Origin of the sequence: Thermoleophilum album (assembly GCF_900108055.1) — a bacterium.
Classification (GTDB): Bacteria; Actinomycetota; Thermoleophilia; order Solirubrobacterales; family Thermoleophilaceae; genus Thermoleophilum; species Thermoleophilum album.
Genome location: NZ_FNWJ01000002.1, coordinates 698,734 through 721,477, shown reverse-complemented (window position 1 = coordinate 721,477; position 22,744 = coordinate 698,734). Strand labels below are relative to the sequence as shown.

Genomic DNA, 22,744 nt, shown 5'->3' with positions numbered 1-22,744 from the left:
GGCTGCGCTGTCGCCAGCGGCGCTACCGCCAGATCGGCGGCGCTTTGCCACCCTCGCCGGCGCTCTCGTCGCCCGCCGGATCGGCGTCGGGCGCTTGCGAGGGAGCGCCCGCCGGACGGCCGCCAGGCTCGGCGCTGCCGCTAGCGCGCTCGGAGCTATCGCTCGTCGGGTCGGGCAGCTGCGCGAGCGCGTCGAGCACCGCCTGGAGCTCAGCACCGGCGCTGCGCACCCGGTCGAGCAGCGCTTCCAGCGCCTCGCGGCGCGCTCGTTCGGAAGCCACCGTGGCACGCAGATAGCGCTCGGTGCGGGCCTGGTGCTCGCGCTCCCGCTCGAACTCCTCGCGCATCTTCGCGAGCGTCGCCCGCGCGCGCTCGGCGCGCTGATCCGCTTCCTCGAGTTCGAGCAGGCGTTTGCGCGCCTGCTCGAGCGCGCGCTCCGCTCCGAGTGCCCGGCGGTCGGCCTCTTCCCGCGCCCGTTCGAGCTCCGCCCGCGCCTGCTCGAGTTCCTGGTCGCGTCCTTCGCGTAGCGCCTCGATCTCGCCCCGCAGGCGCTCGTTCTCGGCGCGCAACTGCTGGAGGTCGGTTTCGAGCTCCTCGCTGCGGGCCGCCAGGCCCTCGAGCTCGGCAACTCGCGCCCGCAGCGTCGCGATCTCCGCTTGTGCCGCCTCCGCCTCGCCCCGCGCGGCCCCGGCCTCCTCGCGCAACCGGTCCATCTCGGCGCGCAAACGGTCACCCTCGGCGCGCTTGGTCTCCAGCTCGGCGCGGGCGATCTCGAGCTCACCGCGTGTGCGCTCAAGCTCACCGCGCATGCGCTCAAGCTCGACGGCCAGCTCGCCGCCGCGCGCTTCGAGTTCGGCAAGACGCTCACGTTCGGCTCCGGCGCGTCCGCTCTCTTCGCGCAGGCGCTCGAGCTCGGCGTTCGCCTCCTCGGCCTCTGAGCGCGCCTGTTCGAGCTCGCCGCGCGTCCGCTCGGCCTCGCTGCGCGCCTCCTCCAGCTCTTCCTGGAGTCGCTCGAGCTCTGCGCGCAGTTCCGCGAGCTGGGCGTCGTCGACCGGGGCGGGGCTCGATGGCGGTGTCGACGGAGCGACCGGCGGGGTCGTCGCGGCCGGACGCGTCGGTACCGCGCCGGGCCGCGAGCCGATCTGGGGGGTCGGTGCCGCGCTCTCGCGGGTGTTCGCAGGCCGCTCCTGCTCGCCGGCGCGCGGCAAGCGTTCGATCAGCGCCTCGATGCCGCTGCGGGTGGCGACCGCGGGCCGTACCTCGAGCTTCGTCATCACCGCGATGTCGTCGATCGCAAGCGTGTCGGCGGGGTCGGTCATCGCCACCACGAGCGTGCCGTCGGGGTCGAAAGCCACCGGCACCGCGTGGTAGCGGAGCGCCGTCGAAGTGCTGATCAGGTTGGCGGCACCGAGGTCGACCTCGAACTCGTCGAGGTCGATGTAGTCGAGGCCGTAGCGTTCCCCGATCGCGCGCGCCAGCTGCTCCTCGGTGATGGTGCCTTGCTCCAGCAAGATCTGCTGGAGCGTGCGACCCGGTACACGTGCCGCCTCGACCGCTTGCTCGACGGTGTCGCGATCGGCGAAGCCGAGCTCGACGATCACGTCGCTCAGGAAGGTGTAGCGACCACCCGGCGTCGACGGCGGGTACACGCCCTTGCGGGGCCCGCCGGCGCCGGTCGCTAGGTCGCCGGTCGCCGTGCGCTGTTCGGCCCCCACCACGTCCACCTCACGAGGTTACCCCTGGGGTTGCTTCCGCCGCAAGCGTCGCGCTCGACGCCTCCAAGTCGGCCTGCGCGGCCTCGAGCACGGCGCCCGGCTCGTCGATCCCGCCAAGCGGACTGAAACCGAAGACGGGACTTGGCACCTCGGGTCGCTCGCGCGATACGTGCTCGATCCGCGAGCACAGTCGCGATACGAACGCTTCGGCTCCCTCGTGCCCCTTGCAGCCGACGAGGATCACGCCCATCAGCTCCTCGTCGAGCCGGCCCGTGTGGTCGGTTTTGCGCGCGACCGCCTGCAACGCCTCCGCCACGTCCTTGAGCATCAAGGTCGCCATCGCCTCGCCGTAGCGCTGTCGGATATCCGCGAGGTTCGGAATCTTCAGCACGACCATGTGCGACTCGACGGCCCCGCGTTTGCACAGGCGCCACTCGCGTTCCAGCGCCTCGAGGAAGCTCTGGCGGTTCGGTAGGCCGGTGACGTGATCGGTGCGGTCCCGATCGCGTAGCTGCTCGCGCAGCCGCCGCAGATCCGCGCGTAGCTGCACGCCCTCCCATTCGGCGGCCAAAAGACGCGCGCAGACCGCTACCAGCGCCCAGTCCTCCTCCGAGTAGGCGGCCTCCTCGCCGCTCAGGGCCCACACCGCACCGAGCATGTCGCCGTTGCTGGCGAGCAGCGGCACGGCGAGCCAGCTACGGATCGCGAGCGCGTCGAGTAACTCCGGGTCCGGGTCGGGGCCGGCGCGCGGCAGCGGTAGCACGGTGCCGCGGCCCAACGCTTCGCCGGCCTCGCCGCGCACGTCGAGGATTCTGTAAACGCGTTCCTCGTCGTCGAGGCGTCCCAGCGCCACCACCCCAGGAGGGAGCGTCTCCTCGAGTAGCTGAAGGGCCTGGCCTGCCGCCTCCGAGAAGCTCTGGTAGGTGCGCTCGGCAAGGCGTGCGAGGACAGTCACCGCCGCGGCGCTCATGGGGGCGATATCGGCAGCAGAGCCGTCGCCTTGAGGGGCCTCCGGGGCCGACCAGGGGCGCGTCTACACTGGCGCCGACCATGGACCTCCGCCTGCTCGCAGAGGGGGTCGCGCGCGAACTGATCGTTCGGGGCGAAGAGCCGGTCGAGATCGTCGACCTCGCCTACGACTCACGGCGCGTGGTAAGGGGGACGCTCTTCTTCTGCGTGCCCGGACTGCGCGCTGACGGCCATGACTTCGCTCCGGAAGCGGTTGCGCGCGGCGCCGCAGCGCTCGTTTGCCAACGCCGGCTCGACCTACCGGTGAGCCAGGTGCTGGTCGACGATGTGCGCACTGCGATGGCGCTGATGGCCGCCCGCTTCTTCGGCGACCCGAGCACGCGCCTGCGCGTCGTCGGTGTCACCGGCACCAACGGCAAGACCACCACCACCTTCCTGGTCCGGCACTTGCTCGAAGAGGCAGGGATCCGCTGCGGCCTGCTCGGAACCGTCTGCCAAGTGATCGGAGGCGAGCAGCTGCCGGCGCAGCGCACCACTCCCGAGTCGCTCGATCTGCAGCGAACGTTCGCGCGGATGGTGGCTGCCGGCGACCAAGCCTGTGCGATGGAGGTTTCCTCGCATGCGCTCGAGCTCGGTCGCGTGCGCGGCACGCGTTTCGCTTGCAAGGTCTTCACCAACCTGACTCAGGACCACCTCGACTTTCACGGCACGATGGACGCCTACTTCGCCGCCAAGCGTCGGCTGTTCGTCGAGCACGAGGGGCCGGCAGTGGTCGGTATCGACAACGAGTGGGGCCGGCGGCTGGCGCGCGAGCTGCCTGGCGCCGTCACCTTCGCGATCGATCGCCCCGCGGAGCTCCGCGCCGTCGACGTCGAGTTCGACCTCTCCGGCGCGCGTTTCACGCTCCTGGCGCCGGAGCAGCGGTTGCGCTGCGAGCTCCCGCTGCCCGGACGCTTCAACGTCGAGAACGCGCTTGCTGCGCTCGCAGCGGTGCGCGTGCTCGGTGTGCCGCTCGAGCAGGCGGTCGCTGCGCTCGCCTCGTTCCCAGCGGTTCCCGGCCGTTTCGAACGGATTGACGAGGGTCAGCCGTTCGGGGTGCTCGTCGACTACGCACACACGCCCGACTCGCTGGAGCGCCTGCTGCGGGCTGCCCGCCCACTGTGCCGGGGGCGTCTTTGGTGCGTGTTCGGCTGTGGTGGTGATCGCGATCGCGGGAAGCGCCCGCAGATGGGACGGATCGCGGCGGCGCTGGCCGACCGCGTAGTGGTGACCTCGGACAACCCGCGCAGCGAGGATCCGGAGGCGATCATCGACGAGATCGTCGCCGGCATCGACGGCTTCGACGGGGTCGTCCGCGAGGTCGATCGCCGGCGCGCGATCGAACTGGCGATCGCCGCCGCGGAGCCCGGTGACCTGGTGGTGATCGCCGGCAAGGGGCACGAGCAGGGTCAAGAGTTCGCGCACGGGCGCATCGAGCCGTTCGATGACCGCGAGGTCGCACGCACAGCGCTGCTTGCCCGCTTGGGGGCGCAGACGTGACGCGCTCAGGGCGCTTCGACGCGGCGGCTGTAGCCCGCGCCGCCGGCGCTGCCTTGCATCACGGTCCAGGCACTCGCGACCGCTTCAAGTGCGCCGTCTGCGACTCCCGCGAGGTGCGGCCCGGTGCGCTCTTCGTGGGGCTGCGCGGGGCGCGGCACGACGGCGGCGCGTTCGCGCCGGCGGCGCTGGCTGCGGGTGCCTGGGGCGTCCTCGTCGAGCCCCAGCACAGTCCGGCTTGCGTGGAGCGCGCGGCGCCCGACCAGGTGGTGCTCGTCAGTCCCGACCCGCTACGGGCGCTGCAGCGACTCGCCGCTAGCTGGCGGCAGCACCTTGGCGCGCGCGTGGTCGGCATTACCGGTTCGACCGGCAAGACCTCGACCAAGGACATTCTCGCTGCGCTGCTGCGCGCTGCTGGCGTGACGGTGCACGCAAGTCCCGAGAACCTGAACACCGAGATCGGCTTGCCGCTCTCGGTCTTGGCGGCACCGCCGGGCAGCGAGGTCCTCGTGCTGGAGATGGCGATGCGTGGCGAGGGACAGATCGCCGAGCTCGTGGCGATCGCCCGCCCCCAAGTCGGCGCGATCGTGAACATCGGCCCCGTGCATCTCGAGCTGCTCGGTTCGGTCGAGCGCATCGCGCGGGCCAAGGCCGAGCTGATCGGCGGTCTCGAGCCGGGGGCGACGGCGGTGGTGCCCGTCGCCGAGCCGCTGCTCGCTCCCTATCTTCGGGATGATCTTGAGACGCTCACATTCGGGCCGGGCGGGGACGTGCAGCAGGTCGGCCTGCGCGACGGCTCGCTCGAGCTGCAACTGCCGTTCGGCGTGCTCAGTCTGCCGGTCGCTTTCGACGAGCCACACCAGCTCTCCAACACGCTCTGCGCGGTGGCCTGCGCGCTCGCCCTCGGGGTGCTGCCGCGAGGACGTGTGGAACCGGAGTTCTCGCGGTTGCGCGGACAGACCGTAACGCTCGACGGTGGCGTGCGCGTGATCCTCGACTGCTACAACGCCAACCCAATGTCGATGCGAGCGGCACTCGACAACCTCGCGCGGCGACCCGGTGGCCGCCGCCTGGCGGTGCTCGGCAAGATGGCCGAGCTGGGACCGCGGGCCCCTGAGCTGCACCGCGAGATCGGTCGCTATGCGCGTGACGCGGGTGTCGACGTGCTCGTTTGCGTTGGCGAGGAAGCGCGCGAGTACGCGGTGGGGTTCGCGGGTGAAGCGCACCTTTGCGAGACACCCGAGGAGGCCGGACGCCTGCTGCGCAACCTCGCCCAACCAGAAGACGTGGTGTTGCTCAAGGCGTCGCGCTCGGTCGGGCTCGAGCGCGCGATCGAAGGTTGACCATGGGCGAGCTCTTGATCGGGGGGCTGGCGTCCCTTCTTATCTGCATCTTCTTAGGGCCGCGTTTCATCGCCTTCCTGCGCGAGCGGGAGTTCGGTCAGCAGATCCGCGAGGAGGGTCCGGAGGGTCACAAGACCAAGGCCGGCACGCCGACCATGGGTGGTCTCTTGATCTTCGTTTCGGTGTGCGTGCCGTTCTTGATCCTCAGCGAGTACCGCGCCGCCAGCCTCGCGGTGCTGGGTACCGCTCTCGCGAGCGCTGCCGTCGGCTTCGCTGACGACGTAATCAAGCTGCGGCGGCGGCGCTCGCTCGGCCTGTCGGGGCGCGTGAAGATCCTCTGCCAGATCTTGATCTCGATCGCCCTCTGGCTCGTCGCGACCCAGTACGTCGGCCTCGAGGACACCCTGCGTTTGCGCTTCGTCGACGCTTCGATCGATCTTGGAGTTGCCTATCCGGCGCTGATCTTCCTCGTCTTGGCGGGCGCGACCAACGGCGTCAACCTGACCGACGGTCTCGACGGCCTGGCGGCCGGTTGCGCAGCGGTGGTGCTGCTCGCCTACACGGCGATGGCGTTCATCACCACCGGCCAAAAAGACCTCGCGCTACTCGGGGCGTGCCTGGTGGGCGGCTGCGTGGGCTTTCTGTGGTTCAACTCTTTCCCGGCTTCCGTGTTTATGGGCGACACTGGCTCGCTCGGCTTGGGCGGAGCGATCGCAGCGCTCGCGGTGATGACTAAAACCGAGCTTCTGCTGCTGGTGATCGGCGGCATCTTCGTGATCGAGGCACTGTCCGTCGCAATCCAGGTGTTCGCCTTTCGCCGCTTCCGCCGACGGGTCTTCCTGATGGCTCCGATCCACCACCACTTCGAGCTGTTGGCGTGGTCGGAGACGAAGATCATCCTGCGCTTTTGGATCGTTGCGGCGATCTGCTCGGCGATCGGCTTCACCATCTACCAAGCGTCGATTCGGTGAGCGGCACGCCCCGTCGGCAGCTATCCGTTCCAGCTCCGGAGCCTGCGCGGAGCGGGCGCCCGCCGCTGCCGCCTGGGCCCTACCTAGTGGTCGGCCTCGGGCGTTCTGGTCGCGCCGTCGCCGAGCTCCTGAGCCAACACGATCGGGTGGTCGCCTACGACGCTAACCCCGCGCTAGCCGGAGTCGACACGCTGAAGTCGCGCGCGGAAGTTCATCTCGGGGGGGATGGACGCGAGTTGCTGGTCGGCGTGCGTACGGTCGTCAAGAGTCCGGGCGTTCCGCGTGAGGCGCCGGTCGTCGTCGAGGCTCTACGCAGCGGTCGGACGGTGATCGGAGAGCTCGAGGTCGCCTGGCGCCTTTTACCCAACGAGTGCTGGGCGGTCACCGGCACCAACGGCAAGACCACGACCGTCGAGCTCTTAGGCGCGATCCTGCGCGCGGCCGGCCGCGAGGTGGTAACGGCGGGGAACGTCGGCCGACCGTTGGCGGCGCTCGTCGGGCGGATCGGGCCCGAGACGACACTGGTGGTCGAGGCCTCGAGCTTCCAGATCGAGGACACCATCGCCTTCTGTCCGGACTGTGCCGTGCTGCTGAATCTCGGCGTCGACCACCTCGACCGTCACGGCACGGTCGAGGCCTACCACCGCGCGAAGCTGCGCCTCTTCGAGCATCAGGAACCGTCAGCAGTGGCGGTGGCGCCGGTAGGGGTCGCGGTCCCTGGGGGCGGCCGGCGGATTGCGTTCGGTCCCGCCGGCAGCGGCGCCGAGCTCGAGTTCTCCGAGGAAGGTTTGTGCTGGTGCGGCGAACCTTTGGTCGCCCGCTCGGGGATCCGGCTGCGCGGGCAACACAACCTCGAGAACGCAGCCGCGGCCGCGGCTGCGGCCCTCGCCTGCGGGGTCTCCGCAGAGCCCCTGCGGACGGCGCTGGCGAGCTTCAAAGGGGTGCCGCACCGCCTCGAGGAGGTCGCGCGGATCGGCGGCGTGCTGTTCGTCAACGACTCCAAGGCGACCAACGTGGAGTCGACCGTGCGGGCGCTCGAGGCTTTCCCGGACGGCGGCCTGCACCTGATCGCCGGCGGCCGACCGAAGGGCGGCGGTTTCCGCGCGTTGCGACCGCTGGTTGCCGAGCGGTGCAGAGCGGTGTACGCGGTCGGCGAGGCAAGCGAGGAGCTCGTCAGCGACCTCAGCGACTGCGTGCCGGTGGAGCGCTGCGGCACCCTCGAGCGGGCGCTGGAGCGCGCCGTAGCGCGGGCGCGTCCGGGTGAGACGGTTCTGCTGTCGCCGGCTTGCGCGAGCTTCGACCAATTCCGCGACTTCGAGGCCCGTGGCGAGCGCTTCAAGGCGCTCGTGCGCAGGCTCTCCGCAAGCGACGGCGCGGTGGCTTGAACTGCTGCGGCTTCGCCAGCGGTGGCCGCTGTCGACCCACAGAATGATGAGAGCGGCCGCCGTCGAACAAGTTGGCCGTGGGGTCGAGCGGGATAGGCAGAGCCGGCGGACGATCGGGTTCGAAACGGCGCGTTCGGATCGGGGACACCGGTCAGACGCCGCTCGCTTCCCGCAGCCGCTCGGCCACGGCCGAGCGCTCGCTGTTGCAGACCGTCACTTTCTGCCTGCTCGCCACCGGCGCCGTGATGGTGTACTCGGCGAGCTCCGCGGAGTACGCGATCAGCGCCGGCGATCCCGCGCTGTTTTTGAAGCGCTACGTAGGCTTCGGGCTGGTCGGGCTGGTCGTGCTGTTTGTCTGCGCGCGTTGCGGTTTGGCGCTGGCGCGGCGGTTGGCCCCGCTGCTGTTTTTGGCTGCTTGCGGGCTCTGTTTGGCGGTGCTGGTGCCCGGGATCGGGGTTGAGATAAACGGCGCCCGGCGTTGGATCGGTGCCGGTGCGCTGCAATTCCAGCCCTCCGAGCTGCTCAAGTTCTCGCTCGTGATCTATGGGGCGCACCTGCTGGCGCGTGCGCGTCCCGAACGGCGCACCCTCGGCGGCGCGGCACTGCCGTTCTTGATCGCCGTTGCGCTAGCCGCTGCGCTAGTGATGGCCCAGCCGGACATGGGAACCACGCTGGTGATCTGCGCGGGTGCCGCGGCTCTCCTGTTCGCTGCCGGTATCCCGATCCGCCAGCTCGCTGTGGCCGCCGCCGTGCTGGCACTCGCCGCGCTGGTTTTGGCGATCGCTGAGCCCTACCGTCGTGCCCGACTCACCGCGTTCCTTGATCCCTTCCACGATCCCGGCGGGGCTGGGTTTCAGACGATCCAGGCGCTGGTAGCGATCGGTTCAGGTGGGCCGATCGGCGTCGGCCTGGGGGAGTCGGTACAAAAGGTCTTCTATCTACCCGAGGCTCACACCGACATGATCCTCGCGGTGATCGGCGAGGAGCTCGGCTTGTTGGGCTTGCTGGGCTTGCTGTTGCTCTACCTCGGAGTGGTCTACTGCGGGCTGCGGATCGCCCGCAGTTGTCGGGACGAGTTCACGAAGCTCGCGTGCGCCGGTGTCACCGCCACGATCGGTGGGCAGGCGTTGCTGAACTTCGCGGCGGTACTCGGATTGGCTCCGCTGACCGGCGTCCCCTTGCCGCTCGTTTCCTACGGGAGCAGTAGCCTCGTGACCGTGCTTGCGGGGATCGGATTACTGCTCGACGCGGCACGTCGGGAGGCCACCGCCGCGGCGAACACGAAGGCGCGTCCGCGGCGCCGCCAACCGCCGACGCGCCCCGCCCTGCGGGTGATCGAGGGTGCTGCCCCCCGCGAGCGTGCCGCGGGGCGGGCTGCGCGCAGTGGCTCGGCAGGCGCCGTCCGTCGCACGCGCCCTTGAGCGTTCTCAGGCGAAGTCGCGCGGTCGATGCCACTGAGGGGCTGGACGCGCGACCCCGCGGCCCGCGACAGAAACCGCTCGTGGCGATCGCCGCCGGGGGTACCGCCGGGCACGTCGTACCAGCCTTGGCGGTTGCCGAAGCGTTGCGCGCGAGGGGGGTTGAGGTTGTTTTTTTCGGTGGTGATCGCGCGGAGGCCGAGCTCGTGCCGGATGCCGGCTACGAGCTTGTGCGTCTCGCCGTCCGCGGGCTCGACCGTCGCAACCCACTGCGCGCACTTGGTGCGTTGGTGTTGGCGCTGCGGGCAGTCTTGATCGCGCTGGGCGAGCTCCGCCGACGCGGCGTCGACGCCGTCCTTTGCTGCGGTGGCTACGTCGCTGCGCCGGTCGGGGTGGCGGCTCGTCTGCTCGGGCTGCCCCTATACGTGACGGAAGCCGACAGTCATCTCGGTCTCGCCAACCGCTTGCTTTCGAGGTGGAGTCGGCGCACTTTTCTGTTCTTCCCCGTCGAGGGGCTTGCGGGCGAGCGTTTCGCGGTTGTGGGGCGGCCGCTACCCACCGCGCTCGGTAGGGTCGACCGAGCGCGCGCGCGCGAACGTTTCGGCATCCCGCCGGACTGCCGCTGCCTACTGGTGTTCGGGGGCTCGCTCGGTGCGCGCTCGATCAACTGCGCGACGGTTGCGGCCTTCGCTGAGCGTCCGCTCCCGAGCGGTCTCGCCGTGCTCCACGTCACGGGTCGCCGTGATTACGACGCGGTCACCGCGCGCCTGCGCGCCGCCGGCTCACCGCCCCACTACCGGGTACGCGACTTCGTCAAGCCGTTTGCCGAGGCGCTGGCCTGCGCCGATCTGGTGGTGGCGCGTGCCGGTGGCTCAGTGCTCGAGGTGGCGGCTTGCGGCCTGCCAATGATCCTCGTGCCCTACCCGCACGCCGCACAGGACCACCAGCGGGCGAACGCGAAGCTCCTGGAGCGGGCCGGAGCGGCACTAGTGATCGAAGACCATGAGCTGACCCCCGAGCGTCTCCGCGAGGCGGTGCTTTCGTTGCTTGCGGAGCCCCAGCGGATGGCCGAGATGGCGCAAGCGGCGCGGCAGATCTCGCGTCCGGACGCCGCCCAGCGGATTGCTGAGGAGCTGATCGGCGCCGCGCGAGGGAGCTGATCGGCACGCCGTGAGGCGCCTGATCGGCGCGCCGCGAGCAGCCACCTTGTCGGCGGGGTGAGCGCTCAGCGTGGGCGGCGCTGCGTGCCTTCAAAGGCCCGCGCTTGCCGCGCCACCAGCTCGACCAGGTTGCCGAGAGCGAGGTTTACGTCGAGCAGGTGTAGACCCCAAGTCGGGCCCAGCCGCTCGAAGACCCGCGGTCGCCGATCGCTGGGGCCACCGCGGTCGATCACCTGCAACCAGCTCTTGGTGGCGGTAGCTCGACAGCGGTCGCTGTAGAGGTCGGGCAGCCCAACCCAGGGGGTTGCTGCGGCCGGCGGGTCCTCAACGCTGCCGATCGGTCCCGGGAAACGCTGCGTGCGCAGGAAGGGCAGCAAGGCGCCGTCGCGGTGGCCGGACAAGCGAGCTGGATCGGTGCAAAGCACCTGGAACCGGCGCGGATCGGCGGGCCGGAAGAAGGTTTCGCGCACGATCCCGAAACGCGAGTCCGCCGGTGGCTCCCCAAAGAAGGCGCTGTAGGCGACCACGCACCCGTACTGATCGCCCCGTCGGCAAGCGGGAACGAAGCGCAGGTCGCCGCCACGATCCGAACCGCGCCGCACCACCACGTTGCCGCCGATCAGCAGCGCGGAGATCAGCCTTCGGCGCTCGCGTGAGCGTCTCGCGTCGAAGCGGCGTTTGAGCAACGTAAGCAACATGCGGGCGCCCTGCGAGTGGCCGATCAACACGTAGGGTCGACCGTGGTTGTAGCGGCGCAGGTACTCGCGCCAGGCGTCTTCGACGTCGCTGAAAGCGAGCGCTCGCGCGGACTCGGGGGGACCTCCGGGACGTGCGTTCCCAGCCAACGTGACTTGCCGATAAACCGGCGCGAAAACGCGGCAGACGGTGGCGAAACGAGAGGCCTGGGCACGCGCAACCGCGAGCACCTCGGGGTCGCGCGCGAGGCTCGCGTTGACCGTCGGCTGCGCGCTGACGGTTGGGTACACGTAGAAGCAGTCGAAGCGCGGGCGGGCCGGCACTCGGTAACGCACCACGCGGGTCGCTCCCCCGGGGAGCAGGAGCGTGGCGGTGAGGTCCGCCCGGCAGGGATCTTGGGGAAGCCCGGGTCGGCAAAGCCAGACCGTGGGATGCGCGGCCTGGCTCGGGCGAGCGGTGGCGAGCCCGCCTGCCAGTACGGCGATTGCAGCGAACGTGAGGGCGCGAACGGCGGGGGACCTCACAGACCGCAGTTTCCGTAGGCGGTGCCGGACGTAGTCGGCGGCGCCGGGCGAGCGATCGAGACCACCTCTAAGGTGACCCGCCGTGAGCGACCGGCCACAGAGCCTGGGCGAGCGACTACACGCGGGTGAGCGCGGCGCGCAGGCGGCGCCGAGACGTGCGCACGAGAGCGCTCCCTGGCAGGGGCGACACCTCCACTTCATCGGCATCGGCGGGGCGGGAATGAGCGGTCTCGCCCGGGTCGCTCTGGAGCTCGGCGCGCGCGTCAGCGGCTCCGACCGTGCCGACTCCCCGTACCTCGCGCTGGTCCGCCGGGCCGGTGCCGAGGTCGCGCTCGGGCACGACCCGCGGAACGTGCCGCCCGACGCCGAAGTGGTCGTATCGACCGCGATCGCCAGCGACAACGTCGAGCTGGTGCGGGCGCGGGAGCGTGGCCAGCGGATCTTGCACCGCGCCGACCTCCTTGCCGAGTTGACGCGGCTGCGGCGCACGATCGCGGTATCGGGAACTCACGGCAAGACCACGACCGCGGCGATGATCGTCCACATCCTCGAGCGTGCGGGGCGTGCCCCCTCTTTCGTGGTCGGCGCCAAGCTGCGCGGCTACGGCACCAACGCACGCCTCGGAGGGGGCGACTGGCTGGTGGTGGAAGCCGACGAGTCGGACCGCTCGTTTTTAAAGTTGGCGCGCGAGATTGCGGTCGTCACCAACGTCGAGCTCGACCATCACAGCACTTACGCGAGCCTCGAGGAACTGGAGTCCGCCTTTGCGCAGTTCATCGGCGCCGCTCGGATCGTGGTGGTCGGCCCCGAGGTGCTGCTGCCGACCGCCTTCGCAGGCCAGGTGAAACGAGCGGCGGCGGACGATCGTGCGGCCACAGCCGATCCGCCGCTACGGCTTCCGCTCCCCGGTCGGCACAACGTCATCAACGCGCGGCTCGCGATCGCTGCGGCCGAGGCCGTAGGGGTGGCGCGCGCAGACGCTGTGCGCGCGCTCGACGACTTCGCCGGCACCGAACGGAGACTCGAAGCGATCGGTCGGTCACCGACCGGTGCGCAGGTCTACGACGATTACGCGCACCACCCCACGGAGGTCGCAGCGACGCTCGCGGCGGCGCGCGAGCTGCGCCCGGCGGGGCGGCTGGTGACGGTGTTCCAGCCGCACCTCTACTCGCGGACGCGGGCGCTTGCGCGCGAGTTCGGGAGGTCGCTCGCGCACGCCGACATGGTGGTAGTGACCGACGTCTTCGCGGCGCGCGAGAACCCCAGCGAGTGGCCGGGTGTCAGCGGTCTCGCGGTGGTGCGCGCGGCAGCGGAGGCAGCGCCCGGCAGGCCGCTCGTCTGGGCGCCGACGTTGCGCTCGGCGCTGGCGGCCCTCCGCCGCTCGACGGGCGCTGGCGACCTCGTGGTGACGATGGGTGCCGGCGACATCGACCGGGTCGCGCGTGCGTTCGCTCACGGGTCGCCGTTGGTCGACGAACCGCCAGGCATCGAGCGGGGCGTTCCCCTTGCCCGCTTCACGACCGTGCGAACCGGTGGTCCTGCCGAGTTCTTCGCACGCGCCGACGATCTCGAGCGCCTCTGCGAGCTCCTCGCCTGGGCGGTCTGTCAGGGACTGCCGGTGGAGGCGATCGGTTCGGGGTCGAACCTGCTGGTCGCGGACCAGGGCGTCCGCGGCTTGGTGGTGAAACTCGAGGGCCATCTGTCCGCCATCGAGATCGAAGGCGAGCGCGTGCTGTGCGGCGGCGGTGCACGGCTGCCGCAGGTCGCAGCACGAGCGGCCCGCGCCGGTCTCGCCGGCCTCGAGTTCGCGGTCAACATCCCCGGCACTGTCGGCGGTGCGGTGCGGATGAACGCGAACGCCTACGGGGGCGAGCTGGGAGCGGTGCTCGAATGGGTGGAGGTAGCAACTCCGGCGGGTGTCAGGCGCTTGCGTCCCGCGGAGCTCGGGTTCGGCTACCGCCGCTCCGCGCTGCGGCCGGGGGAGGTCGTGGCGCGGGCCGCGTTCCGGCTGCGACGCTCCACGCCCGAGCAGGTCCGGGCCGAGCTCGAGCGTTTGCGGCGAGCGCGTCGCGAGGCCCAGCCGTCGGGCATCAAGACTTTCGGTTCGACCTTCAAGAACCCCCCTCCGGACGATCCGCGGGCGCAGGGACGAACCGCCGGCATGCTGCTCGATGCGGCCGGCTGTCGGGGGCTGCGCATCGGGGGTGCCCGCTTCTCCGAGAAGCACGCGAACTTCGTGGAGAACCTCGGCGACGCGACCACCGCCGACATCGTGCGCTTAATGGGTGAGGGGCGCCGGCGGGTTCGTGAACGCTTCGGCGTCGAGCTCGAGCCGGAGGTGCGGTTCCTCGGCGAAGTCGACCTCGCGCCTCTTTTCTGAGCCGAGCTCGCGGGTGTGCCGTCGGCGCGCGGCGGGCAGGGACGCGCGGGCGCAGGGAGAACCGTTCGACAAGATGGCGGTTGCGCAGGTCGCTCGGGCAGCGCGGCGGCGGGGAGGCGCCGAGGGCGGCCTCGCGCGCCCGCGGCGGCCCACGTTGTCCCGGACCGCTCGGCGGCGTGCCGTTGTGTCGGCGCTGGTTTTGCTGGGGATCGCTGGGGCCGTGTGGTTTGGGCGTGACCTGCCGTTGTGGCGGGTCAAGCACGTGACAGTCCTCGGTCTACAAGGTCCCGGTGCGGCGCAAGCGCGGCAAGCGCTGATCCAAGCTGCCGAGCAGATGACGACACTGGCTGTCGATCGCCGACGCCTGCGCGCCGCGCTTGCGGGATACCCGCTGGCGGCGGGCGTCGAGGTCGATCGGCGCCTCCCCGATGGGCTCGTGCTGCGGGTGCGCCTCCGCCGTCCGGTCGCGGTGATCGTGGGGCCGCGCGGCCGTCTCGCGGTTGCCGACGACGGTACCGCGTTACCGGGCGTGCGGACCTCGGACGCGCTGCCGACCTTGCAGGTTCCCGATGGCCCCGAGCCGCGCCGGCCACCGTCGCGGTCACTGGCGCGGCGCCTCCAAGTGCTAGCTACTGCACCGCCGCAGCTCTTGCCGCAAGTCGCGACGGTGATCGACGATCGCCAGCTCGGTCTCGTGGCAACGATGCGCTCGGGTCTACGCGCGATCTTCGGCGCGGCGACCGATCTCAAGCTGAAGTGGAGATCGATGTCAGCGGTACTCGCTGCCGACGACACAGTTCTCAACGCGTCCTACCTAGATCTGCGGGTACCGTCGCGTCCGGCCGCTGGTGGCTTCGTCGGGAATAGCTCGCCGCAAGCGACGAGCACGGCCGGCGGCCCAGGTACCGCACAAACCTTCAGCGGAAATTGAGGCTTACTAACGATCTCAACCTCTACTTAAGGTGAAGAGTGAACGGAACCTTGCAGCATCGTTTGACAGTTGTGCCGAAAACTCCCTACAGTGCGAGGTTCGAAGGGCTGAGTAGCCCCACCACGTCGTGCGCCAGCGCCGGTGTCTCGTGCGGCGAGCGACCGATGCGGCGGCGCAACTGTGGGCCACTCGGCGAATCGATCTGAAAGGAACGGCAACCGACAGATGGAGAGCGGCATCGGCAGCGGCGCGGGCACGGGCAGCTACCTGGCCGTGATCAAGGTTGTGGGAGTCGGCGGTGGCGGCACCAACGCCGTCAACCGAATGGTTGACGCCGGTCTTAAGGGCGTCGAGTTCATCGCCGCCAACACCGACGCCCAGGCGTTGCAGATGTGCGACGCCGACGTCAAGCTCCAGATCGGCTCTCAGCTGACGCGCGGGCTCGGGGCTGGCGCCAACCCGGAGATTGGCTTGGCCGCCGCCAACGAGAGTCGCGACGAGATCAAGGAAGCTTTGAAGGGTGCGGACATGGTGTTCGTGACCGCCGGTATGGGTGGCGGCACGGGCACCGGTGCGGCGCCAGTGATCGCCGAGGTCGCGAAACAGGAGGTCGGCGCGCTCACGGTCGGCGTCGTCACCAAGCCGTTCGAGTTCGAGGGGGCGCAGCGGATGCGCCAGGCCGAACAAGGGATCGAGCGGCTGCGCGAAGAGGTCGACACGCTGATCGTGATCCCCAACGAGAAGCTGCTCGCGGTGGTCGAGCGGCGCACCAGCATCCTCGAAGCGTTTCGCGAGGCCGACAACGTCCTGCGTCAAGGTGTGCAGGGCATCACCGACCTGATCACCACCCCGGGCCTCATCAACCTCGATTTCGCCGACGTGCGAACGATCATGCAGGACGCCGGGTCGGCACTAATGGGCATCGGCGAAGCTTCGGGTGAGAACCGCGCGGCCGAGGCCGCCAAGATGGCGATCTCCAGTCCCTTGCTCGAGCAGTCGGTGGAGGGCGCGAAGGGGATTCTGCTGAACATCACGGGGCCGCAAGACCTCGGGCTTTTCGAGGTCAACGAAGCGGCGGAGATCATCCAACAAGCCGCCGACCGCGACTCGAACATCATCTTCGGGGCGGTCGTCGACGAGAACGCCGGCGACTCGGTGCGCGTCACGGTGATCGCCACCGGCTTCGACGCGCAGCGCGGCGTGCCGTTGTTCGGTGAGGACTCGACTGGCCGCCGCCGCGAGCCGCGGCGGCGCGACGTGCGCCTCGACGAGCGCGAGCGCTCGCGGCTCGAGATCTCCGACGACGAGATCGACATCCCCTCGTTCCTCAAGGATTGAGCGCTGACCGCGAGCCGGTCGGGCGGTAGCCTGCTCACATCTTGGCTGCCGCATCCCGAGCCGACGCATCGCCAGCCGAAGCCGCGCCCTCGGCGGGCTCGCTGCGCCGAACCCCGCTGTTTGGCCGACACCAAGGGCTCGGCGCGAAGTTCTCGCCGTTCGCTGGCTGGGAGATGCCGCTCGAGTACCGCGGCATATCCGACGAGCATCTGGCGGTGCGCTTGCGCGCAGGACTGTTCGACGTCTCGCACATGGGGCAGATCGAGACGCGCGGCCCCGACGCCGAGCGGCTTTTGCAACTGCTGACCTCGGCGGATGTGCGCCGTCTCGGGGAACGTGGCGCCCAGTACGCGGTCGTCTGCCGGGAGGACGGTGGCGTGCTCGACGACGTCATCACCTACCGGCTGGCGCCGGACCGCTTCCTGACCGTGACGAACGCGAGCAATCACGAGCGCGACCTCTCCTGGTGGCGCAGCCACGCCGCCGGCTGGGACTGCGAGGTCCTCGATCGCGCCAGCGAGTGGGCGATGCTCGCCGCGCAGGGTCCACAGGCACGCCAACTGTTGGCCCCGCTGACGCTCGGCGAGCTACCGCCACGGATGCGCTGCGCAGAAGTTCGCGTCGCCGACGTCGAAGTGCTGGCCTGCGGCACCGGTTACACCGGTGAGGACGGTGTCGAACTGCTGTGCCGGCCGCAACTGGTAGGACCACTCTGGGACGCGCTGGTGAACGCCGGCTTCGAGCCCTGTGGGTTGGGGGCACGCGACACCCTGAGGATCGAGGCCTGCCTACCCCTCTACGGCCACGAACTCGACGAGCGGCGCACGCCGCGCGAGGCCGGCCTCGACTTCTGTCTTGCTTTGGACACCAACTTCATCGGGGCGGCGGCGATCAAGCAGCGCGCGCCCCGCGAGCGGCTGATGCCGTTCGTAATGCGCGAGCGGGCGGTACCGCGCCAGGGCTACGCCGTGAGTTGCGAAGCAGGTGGCGGGGTGGTCACGAGCGGTACCTTCTCCCCGTACCTGCGACGCGGCATCGGCCTCGCCTACTTGCCGCTCGGCTGTGCCCGCGTGGGCTGCGAGCTCGCGGTCGATGTGCGCGGCAAGCCGCGGCGCGCGGCGGTCGCGCAGCGACCACTCCACCGCACGCAACAGCCGGCGTGAAGCTGCCAGTCGGACACTTCAGGCGCCCGTGCGGGCGGACCTCCGACCGCCCGAAGCGCGAAGATGACGGGCGTCGCAGCGCCGCCCCGGCAGGGTCCGCGGCGGCCGTTGGCGCGTAACCGAGAAGGAGGACGCGAATTGGCCGAGGAGCACTACCCCGAGGACCTGAAGTACCACCCCGAGCACGACTGGGCGCGCGTCGAGGACGGCACCGCCACATTCGGCATCACGTGGTACGCGCAGGACTCGCTCGGCGAGGTCGTGTTCTTCGACGCTCCCGAGGTTGGAGCGCAAGTTCGCAAGGACGAGCCCTACGCGGAGGTGGAGTCGGTCAAGGCGGTCTCCGATGTCTTCGCGCCGCTCTCCGGCGAGGTGATCGCGGTCAACGAGGAGCTTGCCGACAAGCCCGAGCTGATCAACGAAGACCCCTACGGTCGTGGCTGGCTGGTGCGCGTGCGCTTGAGCGATCCGAGCGAGATCGACGAGCTGTTGGACGCGGCGGCCTACCGCGATCTGCTGCAATCGAGCGAGTGAGCGGCGTCCGCTACACCTCGGCGGCAAGCGGCGATCGCGAGCGCATGCTCGCGACGTTGGGGGTGGCTTCGGTCGAGCAGCTTCTGTCGCACGAAATTCCCGAGGAGGTGCGGCTGCGGCGACCACTCGAGCTGCCTGCGGGGGCGTCGGAAGGCGAGGTTTGCGACGAGCTGCGCGCGCTCGCCGAGCGCAACGCTGACGCCGACGCTTGGACGGTGTTCGCCGGTGCCGGCATGTACGACCACTACGTGCCGGCGGTGGTCGACGAGATCATCCGCCGCTCGGAGTTTCTGACGCCCTACACCCCGTACCAGCCGGAGGTCTCGCAGGGCACGCTGCAGGTGATGTTCGAGTTCCAGACAGCGATCTGCGAGCTGACCGGCCTCGAGGTGGCAAACGCTGGCGTCTACGACGGACCTAGCGCGGTTGCGGCGGCGGCCTACCTGGTGCGGCTCGATAACGGTCGCCGGCGGATCGTCGTCTCGCGCGCCGTGCATCCCCATGCGCGGGAGACGCTCGCCACGCACGCTCGTGGCTTCGGAATGGAAGTAGTTGAGACGCCGTTGGCCGCCGACGGGCGCACCGACATCGCGCGCTTGGCGGCGGCGATCGATGCCGACACTGCCTGCGTGATCGTGCAACAACCGAACTTCTTGGGGTCGGTAGAGGACCTCGCCACGCTCGCGCAGGCAGCGCACGAGCACGGAGCGGCCGCCGTTTGCGTCGCCGACCCGCTGACGCTGGGGGTGCTCGAAGCCCCTGGCGTGCTCGGTTTCGACGTCTGTGTGGGCGAAGGACAGGCGCTCGGCAACCACCTTCAGTACGGCGGCCCCAGCTTCGGCTTCTTCGCCGCCCGCGAGCGCTATTTGCGGCGCATGCCGGGGCGGATCGCAGGGCGCACACGCGACGTCGACGGTCGCCCCGGCTACGTGCTCACGCTGCAAACGCGCGAGCAGCACATACGTCGCGAACGTGCCACTCACAACATCTGCACGGCCCAGCAGCTCAACGCGCTGGCCGGTCTTGTTTACTTGGCTTGGCTGGGCAAGGCGGGGATCGTCGAGCTCGGCGAGCTGCTCGCGCGCAGAGCGCACTTCGCGCGCGCGGCGCTCGGCCTCGAGCCGATCAACCCGGGCCCGGTGGTGCGCGAGTTCGCCGTACGTGTGCCCGATCTCGAGGCCTTGTTCGCCCGCGCTTACGAGCAGCGGGTGATCCCGGGTGTGCGACTCGCCGACTTCTACCCCGAATACCCCGATGGTCTGTTGGTGGCGGTGACCGAGCGGCGCTCGCGGGCCGACATCGAGCGCTTGGCAGCGCTGGTGCGCGAGACGCAGCCACAAGCGCCGTCTGCGCTGCCGCGCGAGGGGGTACCAGCGTGAGCGCCGACGCGAGGCATCAAGCTGGCGAAGCAGCCGCAGCTCGCGAGGTTGACACGGCGCCGCGCCCCTTCGACCCGGATGCGACGATCTTCGAGCGTTCGCGGCCCGGTCGGCGCGCTGGCACCCTGCCCGCCGACGACGTGCCGGCGCCGACGATCGAACAGCTGATCCCCGAGCACGCACGGCGGCGCCAGCCGCCGCGCCTGCCGGAGGTTTCCGAGCCGGAGCTGGTTCGCCACTACGTCGGCCTGTCGCGGCGCAACTTCCACCTCGACCGTGGCTTCTACCCGCTCGGCTCGTGCACGATGAAGTACAACCCCAAGCTGCACGAGCGCCTGGCGGCACTACCCGGCTTCGCCCGTCTGCATCCCTGCACCCCCGATGAGCTCGCTCAGGGCGCGCTCGAGCTGATGTGGCGACTGGAGCGGGCGCTCGCCGAGATCGCCGGGTTGCCGCACGTGACGTTGCAGCCGGGTGCCGGTTCGCAGGGCGAGCTTTGCGGATTGCTGCTGACCCGTGCCTACCACGAGGACCGGGGCGAACAGCGCAGCCGCGTACTGATCCCTGACACCGCCCACGGCACTAACCCCGCAACGGTCACGATGGCCGGCTACGAGCCGGTAGCGGTGGGGACTGCCGCCGACGGCGGTGTCGATCTCGAAGACTTGCGCGCGAAGGCCGATCAGCACACCGCTTGTCTGATGCTCACGAACCCGAACACGCTGGGCCTGTTCGACCGCAACATCGCCGAGATCGCGCGGATCGTGCGGGGGGTGGGGGCGACCCTCTACTACGACGGCGCCAATTTGAACGCCGTGATGGGCCTCTCGCGGCCGGGAGACATGGGCTTCGACATCGTGCACTTCAACCTTCACAAGACGTTCACCCAGCCGCACGGCGGCGGCGGGCCGGGGGCTGGGCCGGTGGCGGTCGCCGACCATCTCGAGCCGTTTCTGCCGAAGCCGGTGGTGGTGCGGGAACGGCGCGGCGACGGTTTCGCTTATCGGCTCGATTACGACCGTCCCCGCTCGATCGGTCGGCTCCGCGGCTTCCAAGGCAACTTCTCGACGTTCGTGCGCGCTTACGCCTACATTCGGGCGCTGGGTCCGGAGGGACTCCGCGAGGTCTCGGAGTTGGCGGTCCTGAACGCCAACTACCTGCGCGCCCGCCTCGCGCAGGGCAGGGCCGGCCGCTACCTGCGTCCGGGCTTCGACCGCACGTGCATGCACGAGTTCGTGCTGTCGGCGCGCGAGGCGCGCGAGCAGCTCGGCATTCGCGCCCTCGACATCGCGAAGCGCCTGCTCGACTGGGAGGTGCATCCGCCGACCGTCTACTTCCCGCTGCTCGTCGAGGAGGCGTTGATGATCGAGCCGACGGAGACCGAGCCGGTCGAGCGCCTCGACCACTTCGTAGAAGCCCTCGAGGCGATCCTTGCCGAGGCCGAGCAGGACCCCGAGATCGCCCGCAACGCGCCCTACACGACGCCGGTGCGGCGCCTCGACGAGGCTTCGGCGGCGCGTCGACCCCAGGTGCGTCTGCTCCTCACCTGAGCAAGACGAGGGGCGAGCGATCCGCGCGCACTAGCTCGCGGCGTCGGCTCCGGTAGGTTCGACCGCACACCGTCTTGTTTGCCCCAGAGGGAGGAGTAGCGAGTGCTCGAGGGACTCACGCAAAACGACTTTCCATTGACGCTCGACCACGCGCTGCGGCGGATGGAGCGCGTCTATGGCGACTCGGAGGTGGCGACCTTCGACGGCGCCGGTCTTCAGCGACAGACGTTCGCGCAGACGGTGGAGCGGGTCGAACGGTTGGCGTCAGCGCTGCGCAAGCTCGGTGTGGGCGAGGGCGATCGCGTCGCAACTTTCGCCTGGAACAACGCCCGCCACTTCGAGCTCTACATGGCCGTGCCGTGCATGGGCGCGGTGCTGCACACGCTGAACATCCGCTTGTTCCCAGAGCAGCTCGTTTACATCGTCAACCACGCCCGCGACCGCCTGATCTTCGTTGACGCCTCGCTGGTGCCGTTGCTCGCGCCGGTCGCCGAGCGCTTCGAGAGGGTCGAGCGTTACGTGGTGATGGGGGCCAGCGGCGACGACGTTGAGCTGCCGGGTGAGGTGCTCGACTACGAGCAGCTGCTAGCGGCCGAGCAACCGGGCTTCGCCTGGCCGCGGCTCGACGAGCGCAGCGCTTGTGGACTCTGCTACACGAGCGGTACGACCGGCAACCCCAAGGGTGTTCTCTACTCGCACCGCTCGACCCTGCTACACGCCCTCGGCAGCGCCGTCGGCGAAGCGATGGGTTACTCCAGCGACGACCGCGTGCTGCCGGTGGTGCCGATGTTCCACGTCAACGCGTGGGGCATCCCCTACACCTGCGCCCTGGTCGGAGCCGATCTCGTCTTCCCGGACCGTCACCTCCAGGCCGAGCCGCTCGCACGCCTGATCGAGTCCGAGCGGGTGACCGTAACGGCTGGGGTACCGACGATCTGGATGGACGTCTTGCGTTACGCCGACGAACGGCGCCCCGACCTCTCGAGCTTGCGGATGGTGATCTGTGGCGGGGCGGCCGTTCCGTTGTCGCTGATGCAGGCGTTCCAGGAGCGCCACGGCGTACGCGTGATCCAAGCGTGGGGGATGACCGAGATGAGCCCGCTCGGCTCGGTGGCGCGGCCGCCGGCCGGACTCTCCGACGAAGAACACTGGCGGCTGCGCGCCACCCAAGGTCGGATCGTGCCACTGGTGGAAGCCCGCATCGTCGACGACGACGGCAACGAGCTGCCTTGGGACGGGCGCGCAGTCGGCGAACTGGAGGTGCGGGGGCCCTGGATCGCGCGCGACTACTTCGAGGACCCGTCGGGGCGTGAAAAATTCGACGACGGCTGGCTGCGCACGGGCGACATCGCGGCGATCGACGAGCGCGGGTTCATCCGCATCACCGACCGCGCCAAGGACGTCATCAAGTCGGGCGGGGAGTGGATCTCCTCGGTCGAGCTCGAAAACCACTTGATGGCGCATCCCGCGGTGCGCGAGGCGGCCGTCATCGCCCGACCTGACGAGCGCTGGAGCGAGCGGCCACTGGCCTGTGTCGTGCTGGAGGAGGGGCGCTCGGCGACGCCCGCCGAGCTGCGGGCCTTCCTCGCCGACCGCGTTGCCAAGTGGTGGCTACCCGACGACTTCGCGTTCGTTGCCGAGATCCCTAAGACCAGCGTCGGCAAGTTCGACAAGAAGGTGTTGCGAGCGCAGCTTGAAGGCGGGCAGCTGAAGGTCGAGCGGGCCGCGCTCGAGGAGCCCCAGCGCGGGTAAC

17 protein-coding genes are annotated in these 22,744 nt (G+C 69.9%); 14 read left to right on the top strand and 3 right to left on the bottom strand.

Features of this window, described 5'->3' with window-relative positions; translation table 11 throughout:
* Positions 1–22 precede the first annotated feature (22 nt).
* Both BLW41_RS09515 and BLW41_RS09510 read right to left on the bottom strand, forming a co-directional pair.
* Entirely contained in the window at positions 23–1,714 is a 1,692-nt protein-coding gene (locus BLW41_RS09515) for a GspE/PulE/PilB domain-containing protein (RefSeq protein ID WP_177169455.1), read from the bottom strand.
* Positions 1,715–1,724: 10 nt separating this feature from the next.
* Positions 1,725–2,684: a GGDEF domain-containing protein gene (locus BLW41_RS09510; protein ID WP_093118509.1), complete on the bottom strand. Its 960-nt coding sequence runs from the start codon at positions 2,682–2,684 to the stop codon at positions 1,725–1,727.
* Positions 2,685–2,764: 80 nt separating this feature from the next.
* Here BLW41_RS09510 and BLW41_RS09505 point away from each other — a divergent pair, with 80 nt between their 5' ends.
* From BLW41_RS09505 to murG, 6 genes are all read left to right on the top strand, one after another.
* Positions 2,765–4,222 carry a UDP-N-acetylmuramoyl-L-alanyl-D-glutamate--2,6-diaminopimelate ligase gene (locus tag BLW41_RS09505; protein ID WP_093118507.1) on the top strand — a complete coding sequence of 486 codons (1,458 nt, stop codon included), beginning with the start codon at positions 2,765–2,767 and terminating at the stop codon, positions 4,220–4,222.
* Entirely contained in the window at positions 4,219–5,562 is a 1,344-nt protein-coding gene (locus BLW41_RS09500; protein ID WP_093118505.1) for a UDP-N-acetylmuramoyl-tripeptide--D-alanyl-D-alanine ligase, read from the top strand. Before BLW41_RS09505 ends, BLW41_RS09500 begins: the two co-directional genes overlap by 4 nt.
* Positions 5,563–5,564: 2 nt before the next feature.
* Positions 5,565–6,533 (top strand): phospho-N-acetylmuramoyl-pentapeptide-transferase, encoded by a 969-nt coding sequence (gene mraY, locus BLW41_RS09495; RefSeq protein ID WP_093118504.1) that lies wholly within the window; start codon positions 5,565–5,567, stop codon positions 6,531–6,533.
* Entirely contained in the window at positions 6,530–7,918 is a 1,389-nt protein-coding gene (murD, locus tag BLW41_RS09490) for a UDP-N-acetylmuramoyl-L-alanine--D-glutamate ligase (RefSeq protein WP_177169454.1), read from the top strand. Before mraY ends, murD begins: the two co-directional genes overlap by 4 nt.
* Positions 7,919–8,121: 203 nt before the next feature.
* Positions 8,122–9,339: a putative lipid II flippase FtsW gene (gene ftsW, locus BLW41_RS09485; RefSeq protein WP_143038683.1), complete on the top strand. Its 1,218-nt coding sequence runs from the start codon at positions 8,122–8,124 to the stop codon at positions 9,337–9,339.
* An 80-nt stretch (positions 9,340–9,419) separates the two neighbouring features.
* A complete protein-coding gene (murG, locus tag BLW41_RS09480; protein WP_218138371.1) occupies positions 9,420–10,496 on the top strand; it encodes an undecaprenyldiphospho-muramoylpentapeptide beta-N-acetylglucosaminyltransferase in 1,077 nt (358 codons plus the stop codon).
* 65 nt (positions 10,497–10,561) lie between these two features.
* On the opposite strand, the gene BLW41_RS09475 is transcribed toward murG, so the two are convergent.
* Positions 10,562–11,716 carry a DUF3089 domain-containing protein gene (locus tag BLW41_RS09475; RefSeq protein ID WP_177169453.1) on the bottom strand — a complete coding sequence of 385 codons (1,155 nt, stop codon included), beginning with the start codon at positions 11,714–11,716 and terminating at the stop codon, positions 10,562–10,564.
* Positions 11,717–11,798: 82 nt separating this feature from the next.
* Here BLW41_RS09475 and murB point away from each other — a divergent pair, with 82 nt between their 5' ends.
* The 8 genes from murB (at position 11,799) to BLW41_RS09435 (ending at position 22,743) form a co-directional block, all read left to right on the top strand.
* A complete protein-coding gene (gene murB, locus BLW41_RS09470) occupies positions 11,799–14,096 on the top strand; it encodes a UDP-N-acetylmuramate dehydrogenase (protein WP_177169452.1) in 2,298 nt (765 codons plus the stop codon).
* A gap of 184 nt (positions 14,097–14,280) precedes the next feature.
* Complete coding sequence (locus BLW41_RS09465; protein WP_177169451.1) at positions 14,281–15,027, top strand: cell division protein FtsQ/DivIB; 747 nt, start codon at positions 14,281–14,283, stop codon at positions 15,025–15,027.
* A gap of 225 nt (positions 15,028–15,252) precedes the next feature.
* Positions 15,253–16,365, top strand: a complete 1,113-nt coding sequence (ftsZ, locus tag BLW41_RS09460) for a cell division protein FtsZ (protein WP_093118492.1) — start codon at positions 15,253–15,255, stop codon at positions 16,363–16,365.
* Positions 16,366–16,406: 41 nt separating this feature from the next.
* Positions 16,407–17,528 carry a glycine cleavage system aminomethyltransferase GcvT gene (gene gcvT, locus BLW41_RS09455; protein WP_093118490.1) on the top strand — a complete coding sequence of 374 codons (1,122 nt, stop codon included), beginning with the start codon at positions 16,407–16,409 and terminating at the stop codon, positions 17,526–17,528.
* Between the two features lie 138 nt (positions 17,529–17,666).
* Positions 17,667–18,062, top strand: coding sequence for a glycine cleavage system protein GcvH (gcvH, locus tag BLW41_RS09450; RefSeq protein ID WP_245689059.1), 396 nt, complete (start codon positions 17,667–17,669; stop codon positions 18,060–18,062).
* Positions 18,059–19,441, top strand: a complete 1,383-nt coding sequence (gcvPA, locus tag BLW41_RS09445; RefSeq protein ID WP_218138370.1) for an aminomethyl-transferring glycine dehydrogenase subunit GcvPA — start codon at positions 18,059–18,061, stop codon at positions 19,439–19,441. Before gcvH ends, gcvPA begins: the two co-directional genes overlap by 4 nt.
* 86 nt (positions 19,442–19,527) lie before the next feature.
* Complete coding sequence (gene gcvPB, locus BLW41_RS09440) at positions 19,528–20,991, top strand: aminomethyl-transferring glycine dehydrogenase subunit GcvPB (RefSeq protein WP_342741422.1); 1,464 nt, start codon at positions 19,528–19,530, stop codon at positions 20,989–20,991.
* A 102-nt stretch (positions 20,992–21,093) separates the two neighbouring features.
* Positions 21,094–22,743 (top strand): long-chain fatty acid--CoA ligase, encoded by a 1,650-nt coding sequence (locus BLW41_RS09435; RefSeq protein ID WP_093118484.1) that lies wholly within the window; start codon positions 21,094–21,096, stop codon positions 22,741–22,743.
* The last annotated feature ends 1 nt before the right edge of the window (position 22,744 follow it).

Excerpts from the sequence above, each read along its gene's own strand:
- mraY (WP_093118504.1), top strand. The coding sequence starts at position 5,565 with ATGGGCGAGCTCTTGATCGGGGGGCTGGCGTCCCTTCTTATCTGCATC.
- ftsZ (WP_093118492.1), top strand. The coding sequence starts at position 15,253 with ATGGAGAGCGGCATCGGCAGCGGCGCGGGCACGGGCAGCTACCTGGCC.
- BLW41_RS09505 (WP_093118507.1), top strand. The coding sequence starts at position 2,765 with ATGGACCTCCGCCTGCTCGCAGAGGGGGTCGCGCGCGAACTGATCGTT.
- BLW41_RS09510 (WP_093118509.1), bottom strand. The coding sequence starts at position 2,684 with ATGAGCGCCGCGGCGGTGACTGTCCTCGCACGCCTTGCCGAGCGCACC.